The following is a 22,024-nucleotide window of genomic DNA, read 5'->3' as shown; positions in this document are numbered from 1 at the left end:
CATGAGCAGCGCCCGGTCCCGTCGTTCCCCCCGGGAGACGCGGCCCGTCGGGCAGGTCCGCGGACGGCTCGGTCGACGCGCCCAGACTTCGCTGTGGTTCGGCGTCTGCGGCGTCGGGATGGCCAGCATCCTGGCGGCCCTGCTCGGCTTCCGCGAGGAGCTCCTCGGTGGCATCGGCGCGGTCGCGATGACGACCGCCTACGGCTATGGCCTGGCTGCTCGTACGGGTGGCCGGCCGTTCATCGCAGGCCTGCTGACGATGGCGCTCGGGGTAGCGGTCTTCGTCGTCGACTCCGACCAGATGCGGACCGGCGCGGCGGTGATGACAGCCGTGATCGCGGCCGTCTTCGCGGTGATGGGGACGACGCCCGCGGTCACCTTCCCGCGCGCGGCGCGCGAGTGCGCGATCGCCACCGCGACCGCGACGGCCGGCTCCCTGGCCGCGATCGGCTACGCGCCGGTCGTGACCGTCAACCGCTTCCAGTACGCGGCCCTGGCGTTCTCGCTGGTCGGCGTCTTCCTGCTGGTCTACCGTCTCGGCGCCGGCCTGCACGGCCTCGGCAAGCGTGGCCTCGCGACCGTGACCGGTGGCGGGGTGCTGCTGCTGGCGACGCTGCTCTACGCCGAGGCGATCCGCCGCTACGGCACACCGGGGCTGATCGGCTCGCTGCGCGACGGCGTGGTGTGGCTGCGCGATCACCTGGGCGGCTACCCGCGCCCGATCGAGGCGCTGCTCGGCATCCCCGCGCTGGCCTGGGGCACGCACATGCGGGCACGGCGCCGGCAGGGCTGGTGGGTGTGCGCGTTCGGCGTCGCCGCGACCGCCCCGATGGCCTCCACGTTCATCAACCCCGAGGTGTCGATCATCGAGGGACTGGCCTCGATCGGCTACTCGCTCGTCGTGGGTCTGCTGCTCGGCTACGCCGTCATCAGCGCCGACCTGTTCCTCACCGGCGGGGGGCGCTCGCGCCTGCGCCGCGCCGGGAAGCCGGGCAAGGGCGGTCGCCGTCGCGCCGAGCCCGTCGAGCCGGAGGTGGCGCCCACGGTGGCCGGCCGTCGGGCCGCACGCGAGGCCGAGGAGGCCGCCGCCGTACGCCCCGAGCCGCGCCGCACGCAGGCGCTGCTCTGACGCCAAAAGGTCACCGTGACGCTTTGGCGCGAGAGTGACCCTTCGTAAGGGTCACTGAGAGCGCAAAGGGTCACCGTGACGGTTTGAGTCGAGAGTGACCGTTCGTAAGGGTCACTGGGAGCGCAAAAGGTCACCGTGACCCTTTGGCGCGAGAGTGACCGTTCAAACGGTCACGGTCGGCCCCAAACGGTCACGGTGACGCTTTGGAAGCGCGGGTGGTGAGGGATTTGAACCCCCGGTGGATCGCTCCACGCTCGCTTTCAAGGCGAGTGCAATCGGCCGCTCTGCCAACCACCCCGGTGGGGGAAGGCTATCGGAGCGTGATCAGGCGAGCTCGAGGAGGACGTCGCCCTCCTGGACCACGTCGCCCGCGGCGACCTTGATGGTCCGCACGGAGCCGGCGACCTCGGCGAGCACCGGGATCTCCATCTTCATCGACTCGAGGAGCACGACGGTGTCGCCGACGGCCACGACGTCACCCACGGCGACCTCGATGCTCATCACGTTGGCAACCATCTCGGCGACGACGGGCGTCACGGTCTCGCGGGGCATGGTGACGACGCTAGGCGTTACCTCCGGGTACGGCTAACGCAACGCTCGGCGACGTCCTAGAAAGTGCCATCTCGTCCGATTTGCTGACAGATCGACCTAGGAAGAGGACGCTGGTGAGGGTGGATCCCGCCTCGCCGATCAGCTCGCTCATCCCCAGCCTGGACGCCGCGGTCCTCGAGGTGCTCGCCGGTGCGGACCGGTCGCTCGGGGTGAGTCAGATCCAGCGACTGACCCGTCGCGGCGCGCGCTCCGGGGTCCACCGCGTCCTGGACCGGCTCGTCACGCACGGGCTCGTCGAGTCGCGGCCGAGCAACGTGGGCTCGGTCTACCGCCTCAACGCCGAGCACGTGCTCGCCCCGGCGATCCTGCTCGCCGTACGGGCGTGGGCGGAGCTGCTGAGCAGACTGACCGCGGCCTGCGAGGCGCTGCGGCCGGCCATCGTGGCGGCGGCCCTCCATGGAGCCGCCGCTCGCGGAGAGGCCGGCCCGCAGAGCCCGATCGAGCTCTTCCTCGTCGTCGACGACGATCACCTGCTCAGCGCCGAGTGGGACCGTCAGCTGCGCGACCTCGACGACCAGGTCCGGGCCTGGACAGGCAATCGGCTCGAGCGCATGGTCCTCACCCGACACCATCTCCAGGAGCTGGCCGACACCGGCGAGCCGATCCTCGAGGCCTGGCGGCGGGACGCGATCGTGCTGGTGGGGCGACGGACGTTCGACTTCCCGGAGGCCCGCGCCTGACCGGTCAGCTCTCGCCGCCCACCTCCATCTCGACGTCGTCGTACGCGAGGTCGTTGAGCCGCTGCACGTGGCGGCCGATGTCGCCGATGAGGCGCCGCAGGTCGTGGCGGAGCACCTCCGGGTCGGGCGCGGTCAGCGCCGAGTCGGAGAGCAGGCTGAGCCGGGCGATGAGCGCGCCGCGCTCGCGGAAGGCCTGCCCTCCCCGGGCGGCCAGCCAGCCGTCGTCGGAGCTGGTGTTCTCGTCGACGAGCGCCTCCCGTACGCCGGCGAGACGCTGACGCACCGACCACCGCCAGTTGCCGAGGGGCACGCCGGCACGCGGCGGCACGATCGCCTGCTCGAGGCCGTGCAGCGCCTCCACCATCCCGGGACTGAGGGTCGCCATAGCGTCGAGTGTGACCTGGCTCACCGGCGGAGACAAGGTGCGGTGCCATCGAATGGGATCCGGCGAGTGTGCTCGGCGACAATCGGGACCATGACGTACTACCGCCTCGCCCCGGCCGTCGTCGCGCGCATCCTCGGCCTGGCGCTCATCCTCCTGGCCCTGATCGCGTTCGTGGCCACGATCGCCGTCGCCGTGGCGGACGGCCCGATCGACCTCGTCATCGGCATCGTCGTCGTCGGCGCGATCGCCGTGGTGATCGCCGCGTGGTGGCTGCGCACCAAGGCGTGGGTGGTGCGCTGCTCCGAGGAGGGGTACGCGGTGCGACTCGTGCGTGGCGCCGGCGTGCGTCGCGCACCGTGGACCGAGGTCCGCGACGCCGTCACCACCACGACCCGCGGCATCGCGTGCCTGGTCATCCGCCTCGGCAACGGCACCAGCACCTCGATCCCGGTCGGCCTGCTGGCGATCGACCGCGAGCAGTTCGTACGGGAGATGCAGCGCCACCTCGGCGAGGGCCAGAAGATCACGCCGCTGTGATCGTGAGACCCGATTGGGATGCAGGCCACATCGCCTTGTAGCCTTGCCGCGCTGTCCTGGAGACGTCGCATAGTCAGGTCGAGTGCGCCTCACTGCTAATGAGGTATGGGTTAACAGCCCATCGGGGGTTCAAATCCCCCCGTCTCCGCCAGTCAGTACAGAAGCCCCCGGTGAGCCTGGCTCCCGGGGGCTTCTGCCATCCCCGATCCGAGGCGGGTGCAGGGGATGGAGGGGCGTCGATTTCGGTGCTGGGCCGCCCGTCGGTTAGTGTTCTCTCGTTCCTAGCGAACGAGCGGCTGTAGCTCAGCTGGATAGAGCATCTGACTACGGATCAGAAGGTCTGGGGTTCGAATCCCTACAGCCGCGCAGAACAGGAAGCCCCCGGACGAGAGTCCGGGGGCTTCCTGCTTTCCCGGGGTCTCGCGGGCCGTCACCGCCCCGCCCCGTAGCGGGCCGAGGTCCCGCAGGCCGTACGAGGCGGTCGTCCCCAAAAAGAGGGATGGAGATCCGGAAGCCGGTTCGTGGCAGAGACGCGATTCCTACGTTCGAGGCATTCCAACTGACCGCAGAGCTCGGGCTGCACAAACCTCTGAGGTGTCTTTCATGATCGCTCCCTCGCTCACTGTCTCCCGCCGCCACCACCACGCTGACGACGGCTTCACCCTCATCGAGCTCCTGCTCGTCATCGTCATCCTCGGCGTGCTCTCCGCCATCGTCGTCTTCTCCGTCAAGGGGATCACCGACAAGGGCGACACCGCCGCCTGCAAGACCTCGATCTCGACGGTCGACACCGCGGCCGAGGCCTATGTCGCCCAGCTGACCACGACGCCCATCCCGGACGCTGCGACCGTCACGCTGACCCAGATCGCGCCGTTCCTCCACGGCGGCGTCCCGACGACCGCAGGCGGACATGCGGTCACCGGGGCCACGACCGTCGGCACCATCGACGGCTACCTCGCCACCTGCTGATCCACCGCGCTGGAGGGCGGCACCTCCCCCTTGCCGCCCTCCATCGCACCGCCCGTACGGGCACCCCGTCGCACCCGGCCCAACCCGATCCGAGGCCACCATGCATGCTCCTCTGAGCCACGTCGGCGACACCGTCGATCGGTTGCTCGAATCCCTCTGGCAGGCGCAGGGGACCGATCTCCTGCTGACCGCCGGCCTGCCGCCGATGCTCCGCGTCGACGGGGTCCTGCGGCCGGCCGCCGAGACCGGCCGGCTCACCGCCGACGACACCGACGCGCTGCTCGCCGAGGTGCTCTCCGCCGAGCAGCTCGAGGCGTGGGAGAGCCACCACGAGTACGACTTCTCCTTCTCCTGGCGTGAGCACGCCCGCATCCGCGGCAACGCCTTCACCCAACGAGGCTGCACCGCGGTCGCGCTGCGGATGATCCCGCGGGCCATCCCCAGCATCGACGAGCTCGGTCTGCCCGGCGTGCTCCGCGACCTGGCACTGAGGCACCAGGGTCTGGTCCTCGTCACGGGGCCGACCGGCTCCGGCAAGTCGACCACCCTGGCGAGCCTCATCGACCTCATCAACACCCAGCGCGGCTGCCACATCATCACCGTCGAGGACCCGATCGAGTACGTCCACGACCACAAGCGCGCGGCCGTCAACCAGCGCGAGGTCGGCACCGACACCGGTACCTTCCGCGACGCGCTGCGCTCCGTCCTGCGCGAGGACCCCGACGTCCTGCTCGTCGGCGAGATGCGCGACCTGGAGTCCATCCAGTTCGCGCTCACCGTCGCCGAGACGGGCCACCTCGTCTTCGCGACCCTGCACACCAACGACACCGCCCAGTCGCTCGGTCGGATGATCGACGTCTTCCCCGCCGAGCAGCAGGCGCAGATCCGGGTCCAGCTCGCCGCCGCTCTCAGCTGCGTGGTCTACCAGCGCCTGATCCCCAAGGCCGGGGGCGGGATGGTCGCCGCGTACGAGGTGCTGGTGGCGACGCCCGCGGTGCGGAACCTGGTCAAGGAGGGCAAGACCCATCAGCTGCGCAACTCGCTGGTGACCGGAGCCCGTGAGGGGATGTGCACCCTCGAGCACTCGCTGAGCCGCCTCGTCCAGGAGGGCGTGGTGAGCATCGAGGACGCCGCGGCGCGCAGTCTCTATCCCAAGGACATCGACGAGCGCCCGCGCTTCGTCGCGGTGGGCGGTGGCGAGCGATGAGGCTGCTCAGGCCCCGCGAGGAGAACGTCGCGCTCCCGCTCACGACGGACGACCGGCTCGGCGACGACCGACTCGAGCAGCTGCTCGTCGCCGCCGGCAAGGTCTCCGCCGAGAGGCTCGAGGACACGCGGCACAGCAGCATCGCCCCCGGCGACTCGCTCGCCGGACGGCTGGTCGCGGCCGGCCTCATCTCCACCGAGGAGCTCACCGCCACCATCGCCGCCTACTACGGCGCGGAGCGGATCGACCTCAGCCGGGTCGCACCCGCCCCCGAGGCGCTCGCGCTGCTCCGCCGTGAGCAGGCCCGGGCACTGCGGGCGGTGCCGATCGCCGTGGACCAGCAGGGCGTACGGGTCGCGGTCGTCGACCCCTCGCCCGAGCACGTCGCTCTCGTCCAGGCCGCGATCGGCCGACCGGTGCACGCGCTCGTCGCCACGCACCAGGGGATCGTGCGCGCCCTCGACGCGGAGTATCGCGTCACCGACGAGGTGGGCCGCCACGTCCAGGCCTTCGAGACCCGCGACGAGCTGCGTCGTGAGTCCGAGCAGCGCAGCACCGGGCAGGTCAACGAGGACGCCCCGGTGGTCCAGGTGGTGCAGAAGATCATCACCCAGGGCCTGCACGACCGCGCCTCCGACATCCACCTCGAGCCGGCCGGCGAGCGGGTCCGGGTCCGCTACCGCATCGACGGGGCGCTGGTCGACGTCCTCGACCTGCCCGGCTCGATCGGGCCGGCCCTGGTCAGCCGCGTGAAGATCCTCGCCGGCATGAACATCGTCGAGCGCCGCCGCCCTCAGGACGGCCAGATCTCGATGACGGTCGACCAGCGCGAGGTCGACATCCGGATCGCCAGCACCGCCGTCGTCGGCGGCGAGAAGCTGGTCCTGCGCCTGCTCGACAAGAGCCGCCCGCTGTTCCGCACCAAGCAGCTCGGCATGGCCCCCGAGACCGAGGAGAAGTACGTCGCGCTGCTGCGCCAGCCGTACGGCATGGTGGTCTGCGCCGGTCCCACCGGCGGCGGCAAGACGACCACGCTGTACGCCAGTCTCGGCGAGCTCGACACCCCCGAGCGCAACATCATGACCATCGAGGACCCGGTCGAATACACCTTCGACTCGATCAACCAGATCCAGATCAACGAGCAGGCCGGCATGACCTTCGCCGGCGGTCTCAAGTCGATCCTGCGCCAGGACCCCGACGTGATCCTGGTCGGCGAGATCCGCGATGTCGACACCGCCCGCATCGCCGTCCAGAGCGCCCTCACGGGCCACCTGGTGCTCTCCTCGCTGCACGCCACCGAGGCCGTCTCGGCGCTCTACCGCCTGCTCGACATGGGCATCGAGGCGTTCCTGATCGCCTCCTCGGTGAGCGCGGTGATGGCCCAGCGGCTGGTCCGGCGCAGCTGCACCAGCTGCCTGGAGTCGTACGTGCCCTCCGCCGAGGAACTGGCCTTCCTGCGCAGCATCGGCGGCGCCCAGCCGATCGGCGGCTTCCGGCGCGGTGCCGGGTGCCACTACTGCTCCGGCACCGGCTATCTCGAGCGGATCGGGGTCTACGAGCTGCTCGTGATCACCGACGCGATGCGCGAGCTGATCGTCGATCACGCGCCGCAGGACAGCCTGCGCAAGCTCGCTCGCTGCGAGGGGATGAGCACGCTGCAGGAGCAGGGCGCGCGCCTGGTCGCGGAGGGCATCACCACCGCCGCCGAAGTGATGCGCTCGATCTACGTGGCAGGAGTCTGAGATGCCGAAGTTCGCCTACGTCGGGGTGACGCTGCAGGGCGCGCCCACGCGCGGGATCCACCGCGCCGCCAGCCGCAACGACGCCGAGGTCGCCCTCTACGACCGGGACCTGCGCGAGCTGCGGGTCACCGAGAAGAAGAGCCTCCTGCAGTACGAGCTCTCCGGACCGCGGATCAAGCGTGAGGAGGTCATGCACCTGTCGCGCCAGATCGCCGCGTTCCTCCGCGCCGGCCTGCCGATCCTGGACGCCGTGCACGCGATCGGCGAGGAGAGCCAGAACTCCTCGATCCGCCGGATGATGAACAGCATCGAGGACGGGCTGCGCACCGGCGATCGGTTCTCCGACTGCCTCGACGCCTATCCGAAGGTGTTCCCGGCCTTCTACCGCGGCATCGTCCGCTCGGCCGAGCAGACCGGTGAGCTCGACGAGGTGCTCGCCCGGCTCTCGCACTACATCGAGCGCGACCTCGTCGCGCGCCGCAAGATCAAGTCCGCCGCCGCATACCCCCTGGTCGTGGCCGGGATGTCGGTCGTGACGGTGGGGGTGCTGGCGGTCTACGTGCTGCCGAAGTTCCGCGAGTTCTTCAGCTCGCTGGACGCCACCCTTCCGCTGCCGACGCGGATGCTGCTCGGCATGACCGGCTTCCTGCAGAGCTGGTGGTGGGCGGTGCTCGGCGGCCTCGCGGTCGTCGTCCTGGCGTACGTCGTGGCGACCCGCTTCGAGAAGGGCCGCTACGGCCGGGACGCGGTGCTGCTGAGGATCCCGGTGGTGGGGGAGACGATCCGGTACGCCCTCGTGGAGCGGTTCTGCCGGGTGCTGGGCTCCATGGTCGCGGCCGGTGTCAACCTCACCGATGCGCTCGACGTGACCACCGACGCCCTGCGCAACCGGGTCTTCGTGCGTCGGCTCGGCGACGTCACCGAGCAGATGCTCGAGGGGCAGGGGATCGCGACGCCGCTGGCCCGGACCAACCTCTTCCCCGGCACGGCCACGCAGATGCTCCGCGTCGGCGAGGAGACGGGCTCCCTGGAGACCCAGCTCAAGGTCACGGCCGACTACTACGAGACCGAGCTGGACTACAAGATCGCCAAGCTGACCGCGCTCTTCGAGCCGGCCGTGATCATCCTGATGGGCCTCATCGTCGGCTTCGTCGCCGTCGCGCTGGTCTCGGCGATGTACGGCATCTTCAACCAGGTGGATGTCTGATGTCCGGCCGCAGCGACGCCGGCGAGACCCTGGTCGAGGTGCTGGTGACGGTCGTGATCCTGGGCCTCGCCGGCGTCGCGGTCGCCGGCGGTCTGGCGCTCTCCGCCCGTGCCTCGGACATGCATCGCAAGGAGACCACCGGCGGTGCGTACGTGCGCAGCTTCGCCGAAGCGATCCAGGAGTATGTCGGCGCCGACCACTACCGTGACTGCGCGGGCGCCGACTTCTACACCGCCAAGGTGACGCTCGCCCTGCCGAGCGGCTTCACCGCGTCGCAGGACAAGGCGTTGAGCGTCGGACCGACAGGTGCGGCGGCGACCTGCACGACCGATCCGGGGATCCAGCGGGTGACGTTGCACGTCGCCAGCAGCGACGGACGCGCTACCGAGTCGCTCACCGTCCTGCTCCGCAAGCCGTGCGATCCGAGCGTGGCGGCATGCACCGCCTGACGGCGCGCCTGCGCGCTCGCGGTGCCGACGACGGCGTGACCCTGATCGAGCTGGTGGTCTGCGTCGCGATCGTCGGCGTCATCGTCGTCTCCCTGACCGGCGTGGTGATGGCGTACCTCAAGACGTCGATCAGCACCGCGGCCCGGATGACGGAGTCGCACGACGTGCAGTTCGCGGCCGCGTACTGGCAGCGCGACGTGGCGAGCATCGGTGTCCGCTCCACGACGTACGACCACGCCGACACGGTGCACTCGTACCCGCTGGAGCAGTCGGTTGGCGTCACCCCGGGGTGTGCGGGCTCCTTGCCCGCCGGCACGAGGGTCGTCACGCTCGCCTGGAGCAGCTACGATGTCGCCGATCCCGACCACCCCACGACGGTCACGGTGACGTACGTCGCCGTCGCTCACGGCGTCGGCACCGCTCTCCGGTACGAGCTGCTGCGAGTGCACTGCACCGGCGCGAGCCATGACTCGACGCTGACCGTCGCCGACAACCTGCTGGCCGTGCCGACGACCAGCTGTCCCACGGCCTGCACCGGCACCGGCCACAACGTGCCGACCGAGGTGAGCATGGCGCTCGTCGCCAACGACCCCGACGGGCACAACGCCAACTACACAGCCACCCTGTCCGGTGAGCGGAGGCAGACATGAGGTCGAGGAACGACGAGGGCGCGGTCCTGATCTTCGCGCTCATCATCACCACCACGATCGCGCTGGTGGTCGGGGCGCTCCTGACCCGTGGCGACGGCAGCCTGCGGGCGACGGTAGCGCTGCGCCAGGTCGCCGGCACCTCGTACGCCGCCGACGCGGCCGCCAATGTCGCGATCAACGATCTCCGCACCGGCAACGGATTCACCAGTGGTGGCTTCGACAACAGCCCGGGCACCCTCCTCGGGTGCTTCGGCCACACGCTGAGCTCGCTGGGCGACCCGGACGGACTGTCGTTGAACGGCTTCTATCCCGGCTCGACCGGAGCGACGGACACCTCGGCCTACGTGCAGTGCGCCGGCGAGCACGGCACCGGGCAGGACGGCTCGCCGGTGCCGATCAGCGACAAGAACCACCCCGGCTTCGCGATCATCACGCTCAACGGCGACATCGCCTCGGCGAGCAACCTCGCCGTGCACGGCGGCGTCTACTCCAACGGTGCGATCACGGGGCCGGTGGTCCTCGACGCCGGCGACGTCTGGGCCAACGGGTCGTGCACCCAGACCACGGTGACGGCGTCGGCCACGAAGCACTGCAACTCCGGATCCACCCTCCCGGATCCGAACGACTGCGGCGTCGCCACCCAGGCGGCGACCTGCCATGGCTACGACTCGGATCTCGGCGGGACGGTGCCGACGCTCCAGACCCCGCCGACGACGTGCACCGCGGGCTACCTCGCGATCTTCACTCCGGGCTACTACGACGACGCCGCCGCGATGAACGCCGCGACGAGCCGCTGCTCCACGGTGTGGTTCAAGCCCGGCGCGTACTACTTCGACTTCCACAACGACGGCTGCGCCACGGTGTGCCCCGCGAACCTGTTCCCCACCGGGAGCAGCGATCAGTGGACCATCCCCCGAGGCGTCTCCGTCGTCGGCGGCACACCCATCGACGCGGCCGGCAACGTCTTGGCCCGGCCGCCGGACAACCCGTCGATGCCCGGTGCCTGCGAGAGCCCGGTGACCAGCACGACGGCCGTCGGCGTGCAGTTCGTCTTCGGCTACAACAGCCACCTCTACCTGGCCGGTGGCGGCAGCCAGGGCGCCCACACGGAGCTGTGCGCGAGCTACCACGCCGACCGCCCCCCGATCGAGCTGTACGGGCTCAAGTCCGGCACGACCCCGGCTGCGGCGAGCGCGAACGCCCTCAAGACGAGCGCGACTCCGGCACCGACCGGGTCCGGCGCGGGGACCTGGACGAACGTCACCGCGGCGGCGCTGAGCAGCGCGGACGGCGTCGCGGCCACCTGGGCGACGACCGGGAACGGGACCAAGACCGGCACGCTCACGATGTCCGGGTTCGCACCGGTGGGCAGCATCCCGGTGGGCTCCGTGCTGACCGGGGCGACGCTCCACGTCACGCACAAGGAGGTGGACACCAACGCGAGCACCGCCACCCTGCAGGTGACGGGTGCGAGTGCGGCCACACCACCCCTCACGCTCCCGACGAGGACCACCAGCGGGACGGACAACATCGACCTGACCACCGTGCCGGCGGTCTTCAACAGCCTGCAGAAGCAGGTTCACGACTACGGCTACGCGGGCGCGCGCCTGACGTACAACGGCACCGTCAAGACCAACGGGAGCAACAGCGAGACGGTCGACGCCGTCTCGTTCGACTTGACCTACGCCGTCCCCGTGCTGCGCGGTGAGGCGGGCACGTGCGTGCAGGGCGGCGCATCGCCGTGCAAGCTCCTCGCCCTGGACCCGAGCGGCAACAACAAGATCCGGCTCTACCTGCAGGGCACCACGTACACGCCGTACGGCGACGTCGACCTCACGCTGAGCAACTTCAGTGCCGAGGTGGCCATGTTCGGGGTGGTCGCGCGCCAGGTCGAGTTCACCATCAACACCGGCAACCCGAGCTATCACGGCCCGGTGTTCCAGATCCCCGACAACTCACCGGGCTACGGGTACGAGAACAGCACCGTGGACCTCAAGGTCTACGTCTGCGCGGCGAGCCCCACCTGTGCGCCGAGCGGCACTCCCGCCCTGACGGCGCGGGTGCAGCTGTGGGACCCCTCCGGCTCCCCGGCGCCCCCCGCGAGACAGGTCACCGTCCTGAGCTGGAGCCACTCCCGATGAGGGGCGACCCGGCGATGATCACCGCGATCTGGGCGACCTGGATGGGCGCGCTGGGGCTGTGCGTCGGCTCGTTCCTCAACGTCGTCGTCCACCGCGTACCGGCCGGGCTGTCGGTGGTCAGCCCCGGCTCGGCGTGCCCGGGGTGTGCGCACGGGATCCGGGCGAGGCACAACGTGCCGGTCCTCGGGTGGCTGGCGCTGCGGGGGAGATGCTTCGACTGCGGGATGCCGATCAGCGCGCGCTACCCCCTCGTCGAGGCCGGTACGGCGGTGCTCTTCGCCGCGGTCGTGCTGCGCTTCCCCGACCAGCCGCGGCTGTGGCCGGCGCTCCTGTACGTGGCCGCGATCGGGGTCGCGCTGACCCTGATCGACCTCGACGTGCGCCGGCTCCCGGACGCGATCGTGCTGCCGTCGTACCCCGCGCTCGCGGTCCTCCTCGTCCTCGCGGGGGACGCCCCCGCGCTCACCCGGGCCCTCATCGGCGGGCTGCTCCTGGGAGCCATCTACGCGGCGATCGCGCTGGTCTCGGGCGCGATGGGCTGGGGTGACGTGAAGCTCGCCGGCCTGCTCGGCGCGGTGCTCGCGTACGTCTCGTGGGAGGCACTGATCCTCGGCGGCTACCTGGCGTTCGTCCTCGGCGCCGGAGTCGGGATCGCGCTGCTGGTCCTCGGTCGCGCCGGACGCCGTACGGCGGTGCCGTTCGGCCCGTTCATGATCGGCGCGGTCCTGCTGACCCTGCTCGCCCTCTGACCGCGCGCCGCCGACGTCCCGGCGCCGACATCCCGGCGCCGACATCCCACCGGCGCAACGACAGCGGGTCCCGACGCCGACCGGCGCCAGGACCCGCTGTCGTGGTCCGTGATGGATCAGACGAGGTTCTCCACGATCGCGTGGTGCAGCGCGGGGGCGGGGATCGCGTCGTTGTGCGGGGCCTCGCTGCGGCCGTAGCTGCGGTGCAGGGCCATGTAGATGACTCCGACGCCGACCACGACGACACCGGAGACGCCGACGATCCAGTCGTCGTACCAGGGCGCGCCGGGCGTGCGGCTCGACCAGACCATGTTGCTGATGGCGAGCACGCCGTACACCAGGGCGCCGATGTTCACGATCAGGCCCCACCGCCCGAGGCTGTACTGCCCGGACGGCACCCAGCCCTTGAGGCGGGCACGCAGGGCGGCCAGCACCACCATCTGGAAGCCGATGTAGATGCCGAGCGCGGCGAAGCTGACGATCTTGGTGACCGCGTCGGTGCTGACCTTCGAACCGATCACGATCATCGCCGGGACGATCGCCGCCAGGAGCAGGGCGTACGGCGGCACCGCCTTCGACGGGGAGAACCTCTTCAGCAGGCTGCTGCCCATGATCATGTCGTCACGACCGTAGGAGTAGGCCAGCCGGCTCGCGGCGGCCTGCAGCGACATCGCGCAGGAGAGGAACGAGATCAGCACGACGCACAGCACGATGCGCGCACCGGTGGCACCGAAGCCCTCGTGGAGGACCGTGGTGACCGGGTCAGTGTCCTCGCCCCGGATGACGGCGCCCATGTCCGGCACGGCCATGATGAAGGCGAGACAGACGAACGTCGCCGCGGCACCGCCGATGTAGATGGTGCGACGCATCGCCTTCGGGATCAGGCGACCCGGGTTCGGGACCTCCTCGGCGACGTCGCCGCAGGCCTCGAAGCCGTAGTACTGGTAGATGCCGATGAGGGCGGCGGCCAGGAACGCCTTGGTGTAGCTGCTGCCGTCGTGCGGCGCGCCGAAGGTATGGAAGATCGCCGTGATGTTCTGGTGGTGGTGGACCACGATCAGCCAGAAGCCGACGACGAGTGCGCCGATGATCTCGGCGGTGAAGCCGATGATCGCCGCCGCGGCGAGCACCTTGGTGCCCAGGAAGTTGATGACGGTCGCCAGCACGAGCAGGGCCAGCGCGCACCAGATGACGTTGGTGACGCTCGCCTGGAAGCCCAGCACCGTGGCGACGTACGGCCCGGCGCCGTAGACGACCGAGGCGATCGTGCACAACAGCGCGATCAGGTAGACCCAGCCGGTCATCCAGGCCCACTTCTTGCCCCACAGGCGCCGTGCCCACGGATAGACGCCGCCGGCGACGGGGAACTGCGCGACGACCTCGCTGAAGACGAGAGCGACCAGCAACTGGCCCAGGCCCACGATCAGCAGGCTCCAGATCATCGGCGGGCCGGCGGTCGCGAGCGCGAAGGCGAAGATGGTGTAGATCCCCACCACGGGCGAGAGGTAGGTGAACCCCAGCGAGAAGTTCGCCCACGGACTCATGTCCCGCTTGAACTCAGATTTGTAGCCCAGTGCGGCAAGCTCGTCCTCGTCGGAACGATGCATGGCGGCCTCCGTTGTGTGTCCTGGATCACGATATGGCCGAAAACATACAGACCTAGAGTTTTTAAGCGCAAGGGGTCACCGCAGGATTTTCCGGCTCCGGCTCGAGGCTTTGCCTAAACTACGCCGAGACGTGCCCCGGGCGGCCCGCCCGATGAGTGAGTCAGGAGATGGTCATCGACACCTCGGCCCTCATCGCGCCGCTCGCGGCGGCCAGTCGTGCCGAGGAGATCTCCGCGCGACTCACCGAGGCCATCCACCTGGGGCTCATCGCCGACGGCGAGCAGCTCCCGCCGGAGGTCGAGCTCGCCCAGCAGTTCGGCGTGGCCACGATGACGCTGCGCGAGTCGATCGCGTCGCTGCGCGAGCGGGGCCTCGTCGAGACCCGGCGCGGGCGCAACGGCGGCACCTTCGTCAAGCGCTCCCTCGAGCCCCCCGAGGAGCCGGACGTCGCGCGGCTCTCCGACGTCAGCGTGGGCTGGCTGCGCGATGCCGCGGACGAGCAGCTCGCCATCGCCGGCCTGGCCGCGCGACTGGCCGCGGAGCGCGCCGCGCCGCGCAGCGTGCGGTTGATCGTGGGCCTGGTCGACCAGCTGGTCGCCGCCGAGACGCGAGGTGCCCGGATCAAGGCGGACTCGCGCTTCCACATCGAGGTCGCCATCGCCACCCGCTCGGACCGGCTGGTCCGGCGCGAGGTCGCGTTGCAGGCCGAGGTCGCCGGGATGCTGTGGCTTCCGCACCTCGCGGAGGAGGACGTGGCGGCGATCGTCCGCGAGCACCACGAGATCGCGACCGCGATCGCCGCCGAGGACGGCGAGGGCGCCCAGGCAGCGTCGGAGCGGCACGTCCGAGCGAACCTGCGGCGCCTCACCGCGGCCCACCTGCACCTGCTCGAAGACAGCTCGAGGGAGAACCCCAGATGACCGCAGACGTCGTACGCAGCGCCGTCGAGCAGATCGGACGCCGCCTCGAGGACCAGCTCGCGCCGCTCCGCGGGCTGGCGGACCAGGTCGCCCACGCCGCGCAGGGGGTGGCAGTGGGTGCGCTGAGGGAGAAGGACCTCGCGCATCTGATCGCCTGGATCACCGCCGAGCTCGAGTCCGAGGCCGCGTACGTGAGCCTCGGGTTCGCCGCGGCCTCCGGCGTCATGGCCGAGCGCGATCACTACCTGCTCTGGCTGCAGCGCCGCGCCGGCGGCATCGGCCGGCTGCGCATCAACCTCTCGCAGAACGACCCCGATCTGTACGACTACTTCGACATGGAGTGGTTCTCCGGAGCCGAGCGGCGCAAGGAGCCGAGCATCTACGGGCCTTACGTCGACTACGCCGGCGCAGACTTCCTCGTGCTGACGGTCGCGGTGCCCGTCCAGGTCGGCTCTCGCTTCGTCGGCGTCGCGGGGGCCGACCTCGACCCGGACGAGCTGGAGCGGTGGCTCGTGCCGCTGCTGCGCGCGCTGCCGGGTGAGGCGCTCGTGGTCAACGGCGACCGTTCGGTGCTGGCGTCGGGCTCGGCCCGCTGGATGCCGGGCGAGCGCCTCGCGGTGCATCCGGCGGCCGCGCCGGAGGGCTGGCGCACGGTCGTCGAGCTCTCACCCTGGACCGGCTGGACGCTGGCGCTGGCTGAGCCGGAGGTCGACCGGGCCTGATCCCTGCCGCGCCTGGCGAGGCGCTCCGACCTCTTTCTCTGTGAGCCTTGACACTAATCATCTAATTATAGATGATTCAGGGGTCAAGCACTGAGGAGAGGGTTCTCGATGACCATCACGCCGACCGCTGCGGCTCCGCGCCTCGCGGTGACCGACCCGTCGTTCTCGATCACGTCGGACGAGGTCCACGCCGCTCGTGAGCAGAGCTGGTACGCCCACACCGAGTACGGCCTGGCGATCCTCCGCTACGAGGAGGTCTCCAAGCTGATGAAGCACCCCAAGCTTCGTCAGGGCAGCGCCGCCTGGCCCGCGCACAACGGCGTCACCGAGGGCCCCTTCGCCGAGTGGTTCGACAGCTGGATCCTGAACAAGGAGGGCGAGGAGCACCACCGCCTGCGGCGTCTGCTCAACCCGGCCTTCTCGCCCAAGCTGATCGGTGGTCTCGTGCCCCGGTTCCAGGCGCTGGCCGGCGAGCTCATCGACGCCTTCGCCGAGCGCGGCGAGTGCGACTTCACCGCCGAGTTCGCCGAGCCGTACGCCGCCCGCGTCATCGCGATCATGCTCGGCCTGCCGGAGTCGGAGTGGCAGATGATCGCCCGCGAGTCCGCCACCCTGGGCCTGGCGCTGGGTGTCACGCTCAAGCAGGACCTGCCGCAGATCGAGGAGGCGCTCGCGAAGCTCTACGCGTACGCCGACGGCCTGATCGCCGATCGATCCGCGAACCCGCGCGACGACTTCATGACGACCCTGGTCCAGGCGCAGCGCGACGGCGACCGGCTCTCCTCCACGGAGCTGCGCGACGCCATCGTGCTCCTGATCTTCGGCGGCTACGACACGACCCGCAACCAGCTCGGCCTGGCCATGCAGACGTTCATGCAGCACCCCGACCAGTGGGACGTGCTGGCCGCGAACCCCGCGCTCGGCGGCCAGGCGGTCGAGGAGGTCATGCGCGTCAACCCGACCGTCCGCTGGGTCACCCGGGAGGCGGTCGAGACCTTCGAGTACCAGGGCCTGCTGATCGAGGCCGGCACCACGGTCCACCTCTTCAGCGAGTCCGCCGGCACCGACCCGCGCGTGTTCGGCGAGCGCAGCTTCGACATCGAGGCCGAGCGCAAGCCGCACTACGGCTTCGGCGGCGGAGCCCACCACTGCCTCGGCCACTTCGTCGCCCGAAGCGACATGAGCGAGGCGCTGCCGCTGCTCGCCCGCCGCCTGCGCAACCCCCAGCCGCTCCCGGGCGCGACCTGGCTCGCCGACTCGGGCAACACCGGCCCGATCTCGCTGCCGATCAGCTTCACCGCCGCCCCCTGAACCCGACCCATCGCGAGGAGAACCGCCATGAAGATCACCGTCGACCTCGACAAGTGCCAGGACCACGGCCAGTGCGCCATCGCCGCGCCCGTCGCGTTCCGGATGAACGACGAGGGCAACCTCGAGTACGAGACCACCGTCGAGGACTCCTACCTCGATGAGGTCGAGGAGGCCGCCGACGTGTGCCCGGTCCAGGCGATCCTGATCGGTCAGGCCTGACCATGGCCGGTCATGTCGTCGTGGTCGGCGCCTCGCTGGGCGGCCTGCGCGCTGCCGAGCAGCTGCGGGCGGCCGGCCACGACGGTCCGATCACGATCGTGGGGGAGGAGATCCACCTCCCGTACAACCGGCCCCCACTGTCGAAGGATGTCCTGGCCGACGCCGGTGACGACGACGTCGAGCGCCTGCACGCGGGCCTGGTCTTCCGTCGCCGCGCTTCGATCGACGACGTCGAGTTCCTCCTCGGCCGCCGCGCGGTCGCCAGCGACCTGGTCGCCCGGACCGTGTCCCTCGACGACGGCACCACGCTCGCGTACGACGGACTGGTCGTCGCGACCGGTCTGCGCGCCCGACGGCTCCCGCTGCCCGGTCCCGCCGCCGGCCGGCACGTCATCCGGACCCTGGACGACGCCCTCGGCCTGCGCTCGGCGATCCGGACGACGGCGACCGCGGTCGTGATCGGGGCGGGCTTCGTCGGCTGCGAGACCGCCGCTTCGCTGCACAGGCTCGGCATCCGCGTCACGGTGGTGGACCCCTTCCCGGTCGCCTTCGAGCGGGCTCTCGGCCCCCTGCTGGGCGGGGCGATCCAGCGTCATCTGGAGACCGCCGGCGTCCGGTTCCGCACCGGCACGGGCGTCGTCTCGTACACCGGATCCCACGCGATATCCGGTGTCACGCTCGACGACGGCACCACCGTGTCCGCCGGTCTGGTCGTCGAGGCCGTCGGCTCCGCCTGCAACACCGAGTGGCTGGCCGGCAACGGCCTCGACCTCAGTGACGGCGTCCTCACCGACAACGACCTGCGGGTCCTCGGCGTCGACCGTGTGGTGGCCGTCGGCGACATCGCCCGCTTCCCCAACGCGCTCTTCGGCGGCGATCCGCGCCGCGTGGAGCACTGGTCGATGCCGACCGACACCGCCAAGCGGGCGGCGACCACGCTCGTGGCCGATCTCGCCGGCGCCCCCGTCGCGGCCGCACCCTTCGCGCCGATCCCCTCCTTCTGGAGCGACCTGCTCGACCTGCGCCTGCAGGCGTTCGGCTCACCCGCCCTCGGTGACACCGCGGTCGTGGAGTCGGGCGACCTCGACCACCTCGCCGACGGCGTCCTCGTCACCTACCTCCGCGAGGGCCGCCTCGTCGGCAACGTCGCGGTCAACCTTCCGCCGGTCCGCCAGCGCGCCTTGCGCGACGCGTTCCTCCTGCCCGTCTCCTGAAAGGTCCCCCCATGAGCAGCGCTCTCGACCAGCACCGCGAGGAGAACGCCTCCTCCGGCGTGCTCCATGACATCAAGGCCCGGATCGCGGCCGCCGGTGTGGAGAACATCTACTACCAGGCCGTCACCATCACCGGCCGCGTGGTCGGCAAGGTGGTCCCCGCCGACCACATCGACCGGATCGCCGTCCGAGGCGTCAACCAGCACCGCACGGCGATCGCCAACCTCCAGAGCACCCGCGACGGCCGACTCCTCGGAGGCGGCACGGAGGCCGCCGAGTACACCGCCATCCCGGACCTCGACACCTTCCAGGTGCTGCCGTGGGACAACAAGGTCGGCCGCTTCTTCTGCCGTCTGTACGAGCCCGACCACCGCCCCGAGAACGCCGGTGCGGCCCTCGCCACCGACACCCGTGGCCTGCTCAAGCGGATGCACGCCGAGTTCACCGCCCGCACCGGCCTCGAGCTGCGCACCGGCACCGAGCCGGAGATGACCTGGGAGGGTCCCGGGTTCGTCACCACCTCGCGCCCCGATCAGTCCCCGGCGTATCACATCGAGCATCTCGAGCGGTACCGCCCGATCTACCAGAAGGTCATCTCCTACGCGAAGGCGATGGGTCTCGACATGATCGAGGGCGACTTCGAGGACGCCGGCCAGGTCGAGCTGAACTGGATGTACGACCACGCCGACCTCACCGCCGACCGGCTCGTCACCTATCGCCAGATCGCCAAGCAGGTCGCCCGGGAGCTCGGCATCGAGTGCAGCTTCATGGCCAAGCCCGGCACCGGCTACATGGGCAACGGCTGCCACCACAACTGGAGCCTGTGGACCGCCGAGGGGGACAACGTCCTCGAGGAGAAGGGTCGCCACGACCTCCACCTGACCGACCAGGGCCAGTACGCGCTCGGCGGCCTGCTCCAGCACACGCCCGGCGCGATGCTGGTGATGGGCTCCACGGTCAACTCGTACAAGCGCTACTGGGACGCCGGCCAGTTCGCCCCGTCGCGCATCGACTGGGGCCTGGACAACAAGACCTGCACCGTACGGCTCTCGGCCAACGGCCGCCTCGAGTACAAGCTGCCGGACGCGTCGGTGAACCCGTACCTCTCCCACGCCGTCCTGCTCGCGGCCATCGACGACGGCCTGAAGAACCAGACCTCCCCGGGTGAGCCGACGGTCGGCTCGTCCTACCTGTCCACCGCACCCGAGCTCTTCGGCAAGCTGCCCCTCAGCCTCGGTGAGGCGATCGACGCCTTCCAGGGCGACTCCTACCTCCGCGACGCGCTCGGCACCGAGCTGTCCGATCTCCTGGTCGACTACAAGAGCGACGAGTGGGCACGCTTCAACAGCGCCGTCACCACCTGGGAGCGCGACATGTACTGGGCGGACCTCCCGTGAGCACAGCAGTCACCACCCCGGGCCGTCTCCGGCTGGCCTGCATGGACGCGGACGCGCCGCCGCTCTTCGGGCTCGCCTCGGCGCCCGGCGGTCGCTCGGGCTTCGAGCCGGCCATCGCCGAGCTGCTCGCCGACCAGCTCGGCCTGGAGCTGGAGTGGGCGATCATGTCCTGGGGCGACATGCTGCCCGCGGCCCAGCGGCACGAGGTCGACGCGGTGCTCTGCGGCCAGGGGATCATCCCCTCCCGACTCGAGCAGGTCGACTTCACCGCCCCGTACGGCGTCTTCCACGAGGGCGTGCTGTGTCGACGCGGTGAGGCCGTGGGCGACCCCTCCGGCCTGGTCGGCAAGCGGATCGCGGCGATCGCCGGGTCGGCCAACGAGCGTCTCGCAGACTCCTTCGAGGGCGCGACCGTGGTGCCGTTCTCAGGCGCGTCCGACGACGTGTACGCCGACATGCTCGCCGCGCTGCGGGCCGGTGAGGTCTTCGGCGTGGTCGACGACGACGTGGTCTTCGTGCCCCTGGGCGACTCCGACCCGGACTTCGAGCTCGGCTTCATCGTCCAGACGAACAACCCGTGGGGGATCGGTGTGGCCAAGGATCGGCCCGAGCTGCGCGAGCAGCTCGACGCCGCCCTGGCCGCGATCATCGCCGACGGCCGTCACCGCGCAGCCTGGCAGCAGTGGCTGCCGACGCTGGAGTACCCGTTCGCCGCGGACCGCGTCTGATGCGCCCTCTCATCGTGATCCCGGGGCGGCGCAGCCCGCAGGTGTCGGTGCTGCGCTTCTCCGGGACCATCGCCTCCGAGGCCATGTGCGAGGCCGTGTGGGCCGCCGGCGGCGAGCCGCTGATCCTGCACGGTCCCGATGCCGACCCCGCTGACGACCTCGCTGCGCGGCTGAGCCGCTTCGACGGCGTCGTCATGCCCGGCGGCGGGGACATGGACCCGGCTCGCTTCGGAGAGACCCCCGCTCCCGAAGCGGAGCCGCCGATGGCCCACGACGACGACCTCGACTTCGAGGTCGCCGCCGTGGTGCTGTCGGTCGGACTGCCCACCCTCGCGATCTGCCGAGGCCTGCAGGTGGTCAACGTCGCCCTGGGAGGCACCCTGCACCAACACCTTCCCGACGGCGAGGTCGCGCATCGCAACGCCGTCCACGACGTCGTGGCCGAGGCCGGCAGTCGACTGCGGGCCGTTGCCGGTCGCGACCGGCTCCAGGTCTCGAGCTACCACCACCAGGCCGTCGACCGCGTCGGCCGCGGGCTGACGGTCGTGGCGCGCGCGGCCGACGGCTGTGTCGAGGCCCTCGAGCACGACAGCGGCCGGCTCCTCGCGGTGCAATGGCACCCCGAGGACCTGCACGCCACCAACGACACCGACGCCGCCCTCTTCGCCGACCTGGTCGAGCGTGCCGCGAAGCACGCGGCCGACCGCTGATCCGCACCCGCCCGCCCCGCCTCAGGAGATGTGATGAGCCAGACCCCGCCCTACCAGGTCACCAACCCGGCCACCGGTGAGATCGTCGAGACGTTCCCCTTCGCCACCGACGCCGAAGTCGAGGCCGCGCTGGCGGGCTCACAGGCGGCGTACGAGAGCTGGCGAGCCGTGCCGGTGGGCGAGCGGGCCGCGATCGTGAGGCGGATCGGTGAGCTCTTCGCCGAGCGGGCCGATGAGCTGGGTGCGCTGATCACCACCGAGATGGGCAAGGCCCCGGAGGAGGCCGCCGGTGAGGCCGGCTTCTGTGCCGAGATCTTCGGCTACTACGCCGACAACGGTCCCGGGCTGCTCGCCGACCAGGAGCTTCCCGGCCACCCGGGCGGCCGTATCGAGAGCCTCCCGGTCGGCGCGATCCTGGGCGTGATGCCGTGGAACTACCCCTACTACCAGGTCGCGCGCTTCGCCGCCCCGAACCTCGTGGCCGGCAACACCGTGATCCTCAAGCACGCCGAGAACTGCCCGACCGCCGCGCTGGCCATCGCGCAGCTGTTCAGCGACGCCGGGGTGCCCGAGGGCGTCTACACGAACCTGTTCGCCACCCACGAGCAGGTGGCGGCGATGATCGCCGACAAGCGCGTACGCGGCATCTCGCTGACCGGCTCCGAGCGGGCCGGCGCCGCGGTCGCGGAGACCGCCGGGCGTCACCTGAAGAAGGTCGTCCTCGAGCTGGGTGGGTCGG

Annotated in this window: 23 protein-coding genes and 3 tRNA genes; 22 read left to right on the top strand and 4 right to left on the bottom strand. The window is 70.6% G+C overall.

Annotation, left to right across the window (positions count from 1 at the left end):
• Position 1: 1 nt before the first annotated feature.
• Complete coding sequence (locus KSO98_RS17195) at positions 2 to 1,129, top strand: hypothetical protein (RefSeq protein WP_225286960.1); 1,128 nt, start codon at positions 2 to 4, stop codon at positions 1,127 to 1,129.
• Between the two features lie 212 nt (positions 1,130 to 1,341).
• Here KSO98_RS17195 and KSO98_RS17190 read toward each other — a convergent pair.
• Positions 1,342 to 1,426, bottom strand: a tRNA-Ser gene (locus tag KSO98_RS17190).
• 27 nt (positions 1,427 to 1,453) lie between these two features.
• Positions 1,454 to 1,681, bottom strand: coding sequence for a biotin/lipoyl-binding carrier protein (locus KSO98_RS17185; protein WP_225286958.1), 228 nt, complete (start codon positions 1,679 to 1,681; stop codon positions 1,454 to 1,456).
• A 113-nt stretch (positions 1,682 to 1,794) separates the two neighbouring features.
• On the opposite strand from KSO98_RS17185, the gene KSO98_RS17180 reads away from it, so the two are divergent.
• The gene (locus KSO98_RS17180; RefSeq protein WP_225286956.1) at positions 1,795 to 2,421 is read left to right on the top strand and encodes a helix-turn-helix domain-containing protein; all 627 of its coding nucleotides are present in this window, start codon (positions 1,795 to 1,797) and stop codon (positions 2,419 to 2,421) included.
• A 4-nt stretch (positions 2,422 to 2,425) separates the two neighbouring features.
• Here the strand turns inward: KSO98_RS17180 and KSO98_RS17175 are convergent, their stop codons facing one another.
• A complete protein-coding gene (locus KSO98_RS17175) occupies positions 2,426 to 2,806 on the bottom strand; it encodes a hypothetical protein (protein ID WP_225286954.1) in 381 nt (126 codons plus the stop codon).
• 90 nt (positions 2,807 to 2,896) lie between these two features.
• On the opposite strand from KSO98_RS17175, the gene KSO98_RS17170 reads away from it, so the two are divergent.
• The 11 genes from KSO98_RS17170 (at position 2,897) to KSO98_RS17120 (ending at position 12,457) form a co-directional block, all read left to right on the top strand.
• Positions 2,897 to 3,343 (top strand): hypothetical protein, encoded by a 447-nt coding sequence (locus tag KSO98_RS17170; RefSeq protein WP_225286952.1) that lies wholly within the window; start codon positions 2,897 to 2,899, stop codon positions 3,341 to 3,343.
• A gap of 58 nt (positions 3,344 to 3,401) precedes the next feature.
• A tRNA-Ser gene (locus tag KSO98_RS17165) sits at positions 3,402 to 3,494 on the top strand.
• A gap of 141 nt (positions 3,495 to 3,635) precedes the next feature.
• Positions 3,636 to 3,709, top strand: a tRNA-Arg gene (locus KSO98_RS17160).
• 237 nt (positions 3,710 to 3,946) lie between these two features.
• Positions 3,947 to 4,312: a type II secretion system protein gene (locus KSO98_RS17155; protein ID WP_225286950.1), complete on the top strand. Its 366-nt coding sequence runs from the start codon at positions 3,947 to 3,949 to the stop codon at positions 4,310 to 4,312.
• 100 nt (positions 4,313 to 4,412) lie between these two features.
• Positions 4,413 to 5,519: a type IV pilus twitching motility protein PilT gene (locus KSO98_RS17150; protein WP_225286949.1), complete on the top strand. Its 1,107-nt coding sequence runs from the start codon at positions 4,413 to 4,415 to the stop codon at positions 5,517 to 5,519.
• Entirely contained in the window at positions 5,516 to 7,261 is a 1,746-nt protein-coding gene (locus tag KSO98_RS17145; RefSeq protein ID WP_225286948.1) for a GspE/PulE family protein, read from the top strand. Before KSO98_RS17150 ends, KSO98_RS17145 begins: the two co-directional genes overlap by 4 nt.
• 1 nt (position 7,262) lies before the next feature.
• Positions 7,263 to 8,468: a type II secretion system F family protein gene (locus KSO98_RS17140; RefSeq protein ID WP_225286947.1), complete on the top strand. Its 1,206-nt coding sequence runs from the start codon at positions 7,263 to 7,265 to the stop codon at positions 8,466 to 8,468.
• The gene (locus KSO98_RS17135) at positions 8,468 to 8,917 is read left to right on the top strand and encodes a prepilin-type N-terminal cleavage/methylation domain-containing protein (protein ID WP_225286946.1); all 450 of its coding nucleotides are present in this window, start codon (positions 8,468 to 8,470) and stop codon (positions 8,915 to 8,917) included. The genes KSO98_RS17140 and KSO98_RS17135 overlap by 1 nt, the downstream gene beginning before the upstream one ends.
• Entirely contained in the window at positions 8,905 to 9,567 is a 663-nt protein-coding gene (locus KSO98_RS17130) for a type II secretion system protein (protein WP_225286945.1), read from the top strand. The genes KSO98_RS17135 and KSO98_RS17130 overlap by 13 nt, the downstream gene beginning before the upstream one ends.
• Positions 9,564 to 11,708, top strand: a complete 2,145-nt coding sequence (locus KSO98_RS17125; RefSeq protein WP_225286944.1) for a hypothetical protein — start codon at positions 9,564 to 9,566, stop codon at positions 11,706 to 11,708. The genes KSO98_RS17130 and KSO98_RS17125 overlap by 4 nt, the downstream gene beginning before the upstream one ends.
• The gene (locus KSO98_RS17120; RefSeq protein WP_225286943.1) at positions 11,705 to 12,457 is read left to right on the top strand and encodes a prepilin peptidase; all 753 of its coding nucleotides are present in this window, start codon (positions 11,705 to 11,707) and stop codon (positions 12,455 to 12,457) included. The genes KSO98_RS17125 and KSO98_RS17120 overlap by 4 nt, the downstream gene beginning before the upstream one ends.
• 116 nt (positions 12,458 to 12,573) lie before the next feature.
• On the opposite strand, the gene KSO98_RS17115 is transcribed toward KSO98_RS17120, so the two are convergent.
• Positions 12,574 to 14,064 (bottom strand): APC family permease, encoded by a 1,491-nt coding sequence (locus KSO98_RS17115; RefSeq protein ID WP_225286942.1) that lies wholly within the window; start codon positions 14,062 to 14,064, stop codon positions 12,574 to 12,576.
• A 167-nt stretch (positions 14,065 to 14,231) separates the two neighbouring features.
• Between KSO98_RS17115 and KSO98_RS17110 the strand changes: the two genes are divergently transcribed.
• The 9 genes from KSO98_RS17110 to KSO98_RS17070 all read left to right on the top strand — a co-directional run.
• Positions 14,232 to 14,984 (top strand): FadR/GntR family transcriptional regulator, encoded by a 753-nt coding sequence (locus KSO98_RS17110; protein WP_225286941.1) that lies wholly within the window; start codon positions 14,232 to 14,234, stop codon positions 14,982 to 14,984.
• Positions 14,981 to 15,706, top strand: coding sequence for a cache domain-containing protein (locus KSO98_RS17105; protein ID WP_225286940.1), 726 nt, complete (start codon positions 14,981 to 14,983; stop codon positions 15,704 to 15,706). Before KSO98_RS17110 ends, KSO98_RS17105 begins: the two co-directional genes overlap by 4 nt.
• A gap of 108 nt (positions 15,707 to 15,814) precedes the next feature.
• Positions 15,815 to 17,017 (top strand): cytochrome P450, encoded by a 1,203-nt coding sequence (locus KSO98_RS17100; protein WP_225286939.1) that lies wholly within the window; start codon positions 15,815 to 15,817, stop codon positions 17,015 to 17,017.
• A gap of 27 nt (positions 17,018 to 17,044) precedes the next feature.
• Positions 17,045 to 17,236 carry a ferredoxin gene (locus KSO98_RS17095; RefSeq protein ID WP_225286938.1) on the top strand — a complete coding sequence of 64 codons (192 nt, stop codon included), beginning with the start codon at positions 17,045 to 17,047 and terminating at the stop codon, positions 17,234 to 17,236.
• 2 nt (positions 17,237 to 17,238) lie between these two features.
• A complete protein-coding gene (locus KSO98_RS17090) occupies positions 17,239 to 18,450 on the top strand; it encodes an NAD(P)/FAD-dependent oxidoreductase (RefSeq protein WP_225286937.1) in 1,212 nt (403 codons plus the stop codon).
• Positions 18,451 to 18,461: 11 nt separating this feature from the next.
• Entirely contained in the window at positions 18,462 to 19,847 is a 1,386-nt protein-coding gene (locus KSO98_RS17085) for a glutamine synthetase family protein (RefSeq protein ID WP_225286936.1), read from the top strand.
• Entirely contained in the window at positions 19,844 to 20,575 is a 732-nt protein-coding gene (locus KSO98_RS17080; protein ID WP_225286935.1) for an ABC transporter substrate-binding protein, read from the top strand. The genes KSO98_RS17085 and KSO98_RS17080 overlap by 4 nt, the downstream gene beginning before the upstream one ends.
• Positions 20,575 to 21,285: a gamma-glutamyl-gamma-aminobutyrate hydrolase family protein gene (locus tag KSO98_RS17075; protein WP_225286934.1), complete on the top strand. Its 711-nt coding sequence runs from the start codon at positions 20,575 to 20,577 to the stop codon at positions 21,283 to 21,285. Before KSO98_RS17080 ends, KSO98_RS17075 begins: the two co-directional genes overlap by 1 nt.
• A 33-nt stretch (positions 21,286 to 21,318) precedes the next feature.
• Positions 21,319 to 22,024 (top strand): aldehyde dehydrogenase family protein (locus tag KSO98_RS17070; RefSeq protein WP_225286933.1); only part of this gene is annotated, 706 nt, incomplete at its 3' end.

It is taken from the genome of Nocardioides nematodiphilus (assembly GCF_020216525.1).
Classification (GTDB): domain Bacteria; phylum Actinomycetota; class Actinomycetes; order Propionibacteriales; family Nocardioidaceae; genus Nocardioides; species Nocardioides nematodiphilus.
Note: the sequence above shows the minus strand (reverse complement) of the source record. Positions and strands in the feature narration are given on the sequence as shown.

What these genes read in the sequence shown, in the direction of transcription:
- KSO98_RS17195 (WP_225286960.1), top strand. Translation starts at nt 2, where the DNA reads ATGAGCAGCGCCCGGTCCCGTCGTTCCCCCCGGGAGACGCGGCCCGTC.
- KSO98_RS17185 (WP_225286958.1), bottom strand. Translation starts at nt 1,681, where the DNA reads ATGCCCCGCGAGACCGTGACGCCCGTCGTCGCCGAGATGGTTGCCAAC.
- KSO98_RS17175 (WP_225286954.1), bottom strand. Translation starts at nt 2,806, where the DNA reads ATGGCGACCCTCAGTCCCGGGATGGTGGAGGCGCTGCACGGCCTCGAG.
- KSO98_RS17170 (WP_225286952.1), top strand. Translation starts at nt 2,897, where the DNA reads ATGACGTACTACCGCCTCGCCCCGGCCGTCGTCGCGCGCATCCTCGGC.
- KSO98_RS17155 (WP_225286950.1), top strand. Translation starts at nt 3,947, where the DNA reads ATGATCGCTCCCTCGCTCACTGTCTCCCGCCGCCACCACCACGCTGAC.
- KSO98_RS17150 (WP_225286949.1), top strand. Translation starts at nt 4,413, where the DNA reads ATGCATGCTCCTCTGAGCCACGTCGGCGACACCGTCGATCGGTTGCTC.
- KSO98_RS17145 (WP_225286948.1), top strand. Translation starts at nt 5,516, where the DNA reads ATGAGGCTGCTCAGGCCCCGCGAGGAGAACGTCGCGCTCCCGCTCACG.
- KSO98_RS17140 (WP_225286947.1), top strand. Translation starts at nt 7,263, where the DNA reads ATGCCGAAGTTCGCCTACGTCGGGGTGACGCTGCAGGGCGCGCCCACG.
- KSO98_RS17135 (WP_225286946.1), top strand. Translation starts at nt 8,468, where the DNA reads ATGTCCGGCCGCAGCGACGCCGGCGAGACCCTGGTCGAGGTGCTGGTG.
- KSO98_RS17130 (WP_225286945.1), top strand. Translation starts at nt 8,905, where the DNA reads ATGCACCGCCTGACGGCGCGCCTGCGCGCTCGCGGTGCCGACGACGGC.
- KSO98_RS17125 (WP_225286944.1), top strand. Translation starts at nt 9,564, where the DNA reads ATGAGGTCGAGGAACGACGAGGGCGCGGTCCTGATCTTCGCGCTCATC.
- KSO98_RS17120 (WP_225286943.1), top strand. Translation starts at nt 11,705, where the DNA reads ATGAGGGGCGACCCGGCGATGATCACCGCGATCTGGGCGACCTGGATG.
- KSO98_RS17115 (WP_225286942.1), bottom strand. Translation starts at nt 14,064, where the DNA reads ATGCATCGTTCCGACGAGGACGAGCTTGCCGCACTGGGCTACAAATCT.
- KSO98_RS17110 (WP_225286941.1), top strand. Translation starts at nt 14,232, where the DNA reads ATGGTCATCGACACCTCGGCCCTCATCGCGCCGCTCGCGGCGGCCAGT.
- KSO98_RS17105 (WP_225286940.1), top strand. Translation starts at nt 14,981, where the DNA reads ATGACCGCAGACGTCGTACGCAGCGCCGTCGAGCAGATCGGACGCCGC.
- KSO98_RS17100 (WP_225286939.1), top strand. Translation starts at nt 15,815, where the DNA reads ATGACCATCACGCCGACCGCTGCGGCTCCGCGCCTCGCGGTGACCGAC.
- KSO98_RS17095 (WP_225286938.1), top strand. Translation starts at nt 17,045, where the DNA reads ATGAAGATCACCGTCGACCTCGACAAGTGCCAGGACCACGGCCAGTGC.
- KSO98_RS17090 (WP_225286937.1), top strand. Translation starts at nt 17,239, where the DNA reads ATGGCCGGTCATGTCGTCGTGGTCGGCGCCTCGCTGGGCGGCCTGCGC.
- KSO98_RS17085 (WP_225286936.1), top strand. Translation starts at nt 18,462, where the DNA reads ATGAGCAGCGCTCTCGACCAGCACCGCGAGGAGAACGCCTCCTCCGGC.
- KSO98_RS17075 (WP_225286934.1), top strand. Translation starts at nt 20,575, where the DNA reads ATGCGCCCTCTCATCGTGATCCCGGGGCGGCGCAGCCCGCAGGTGTCG.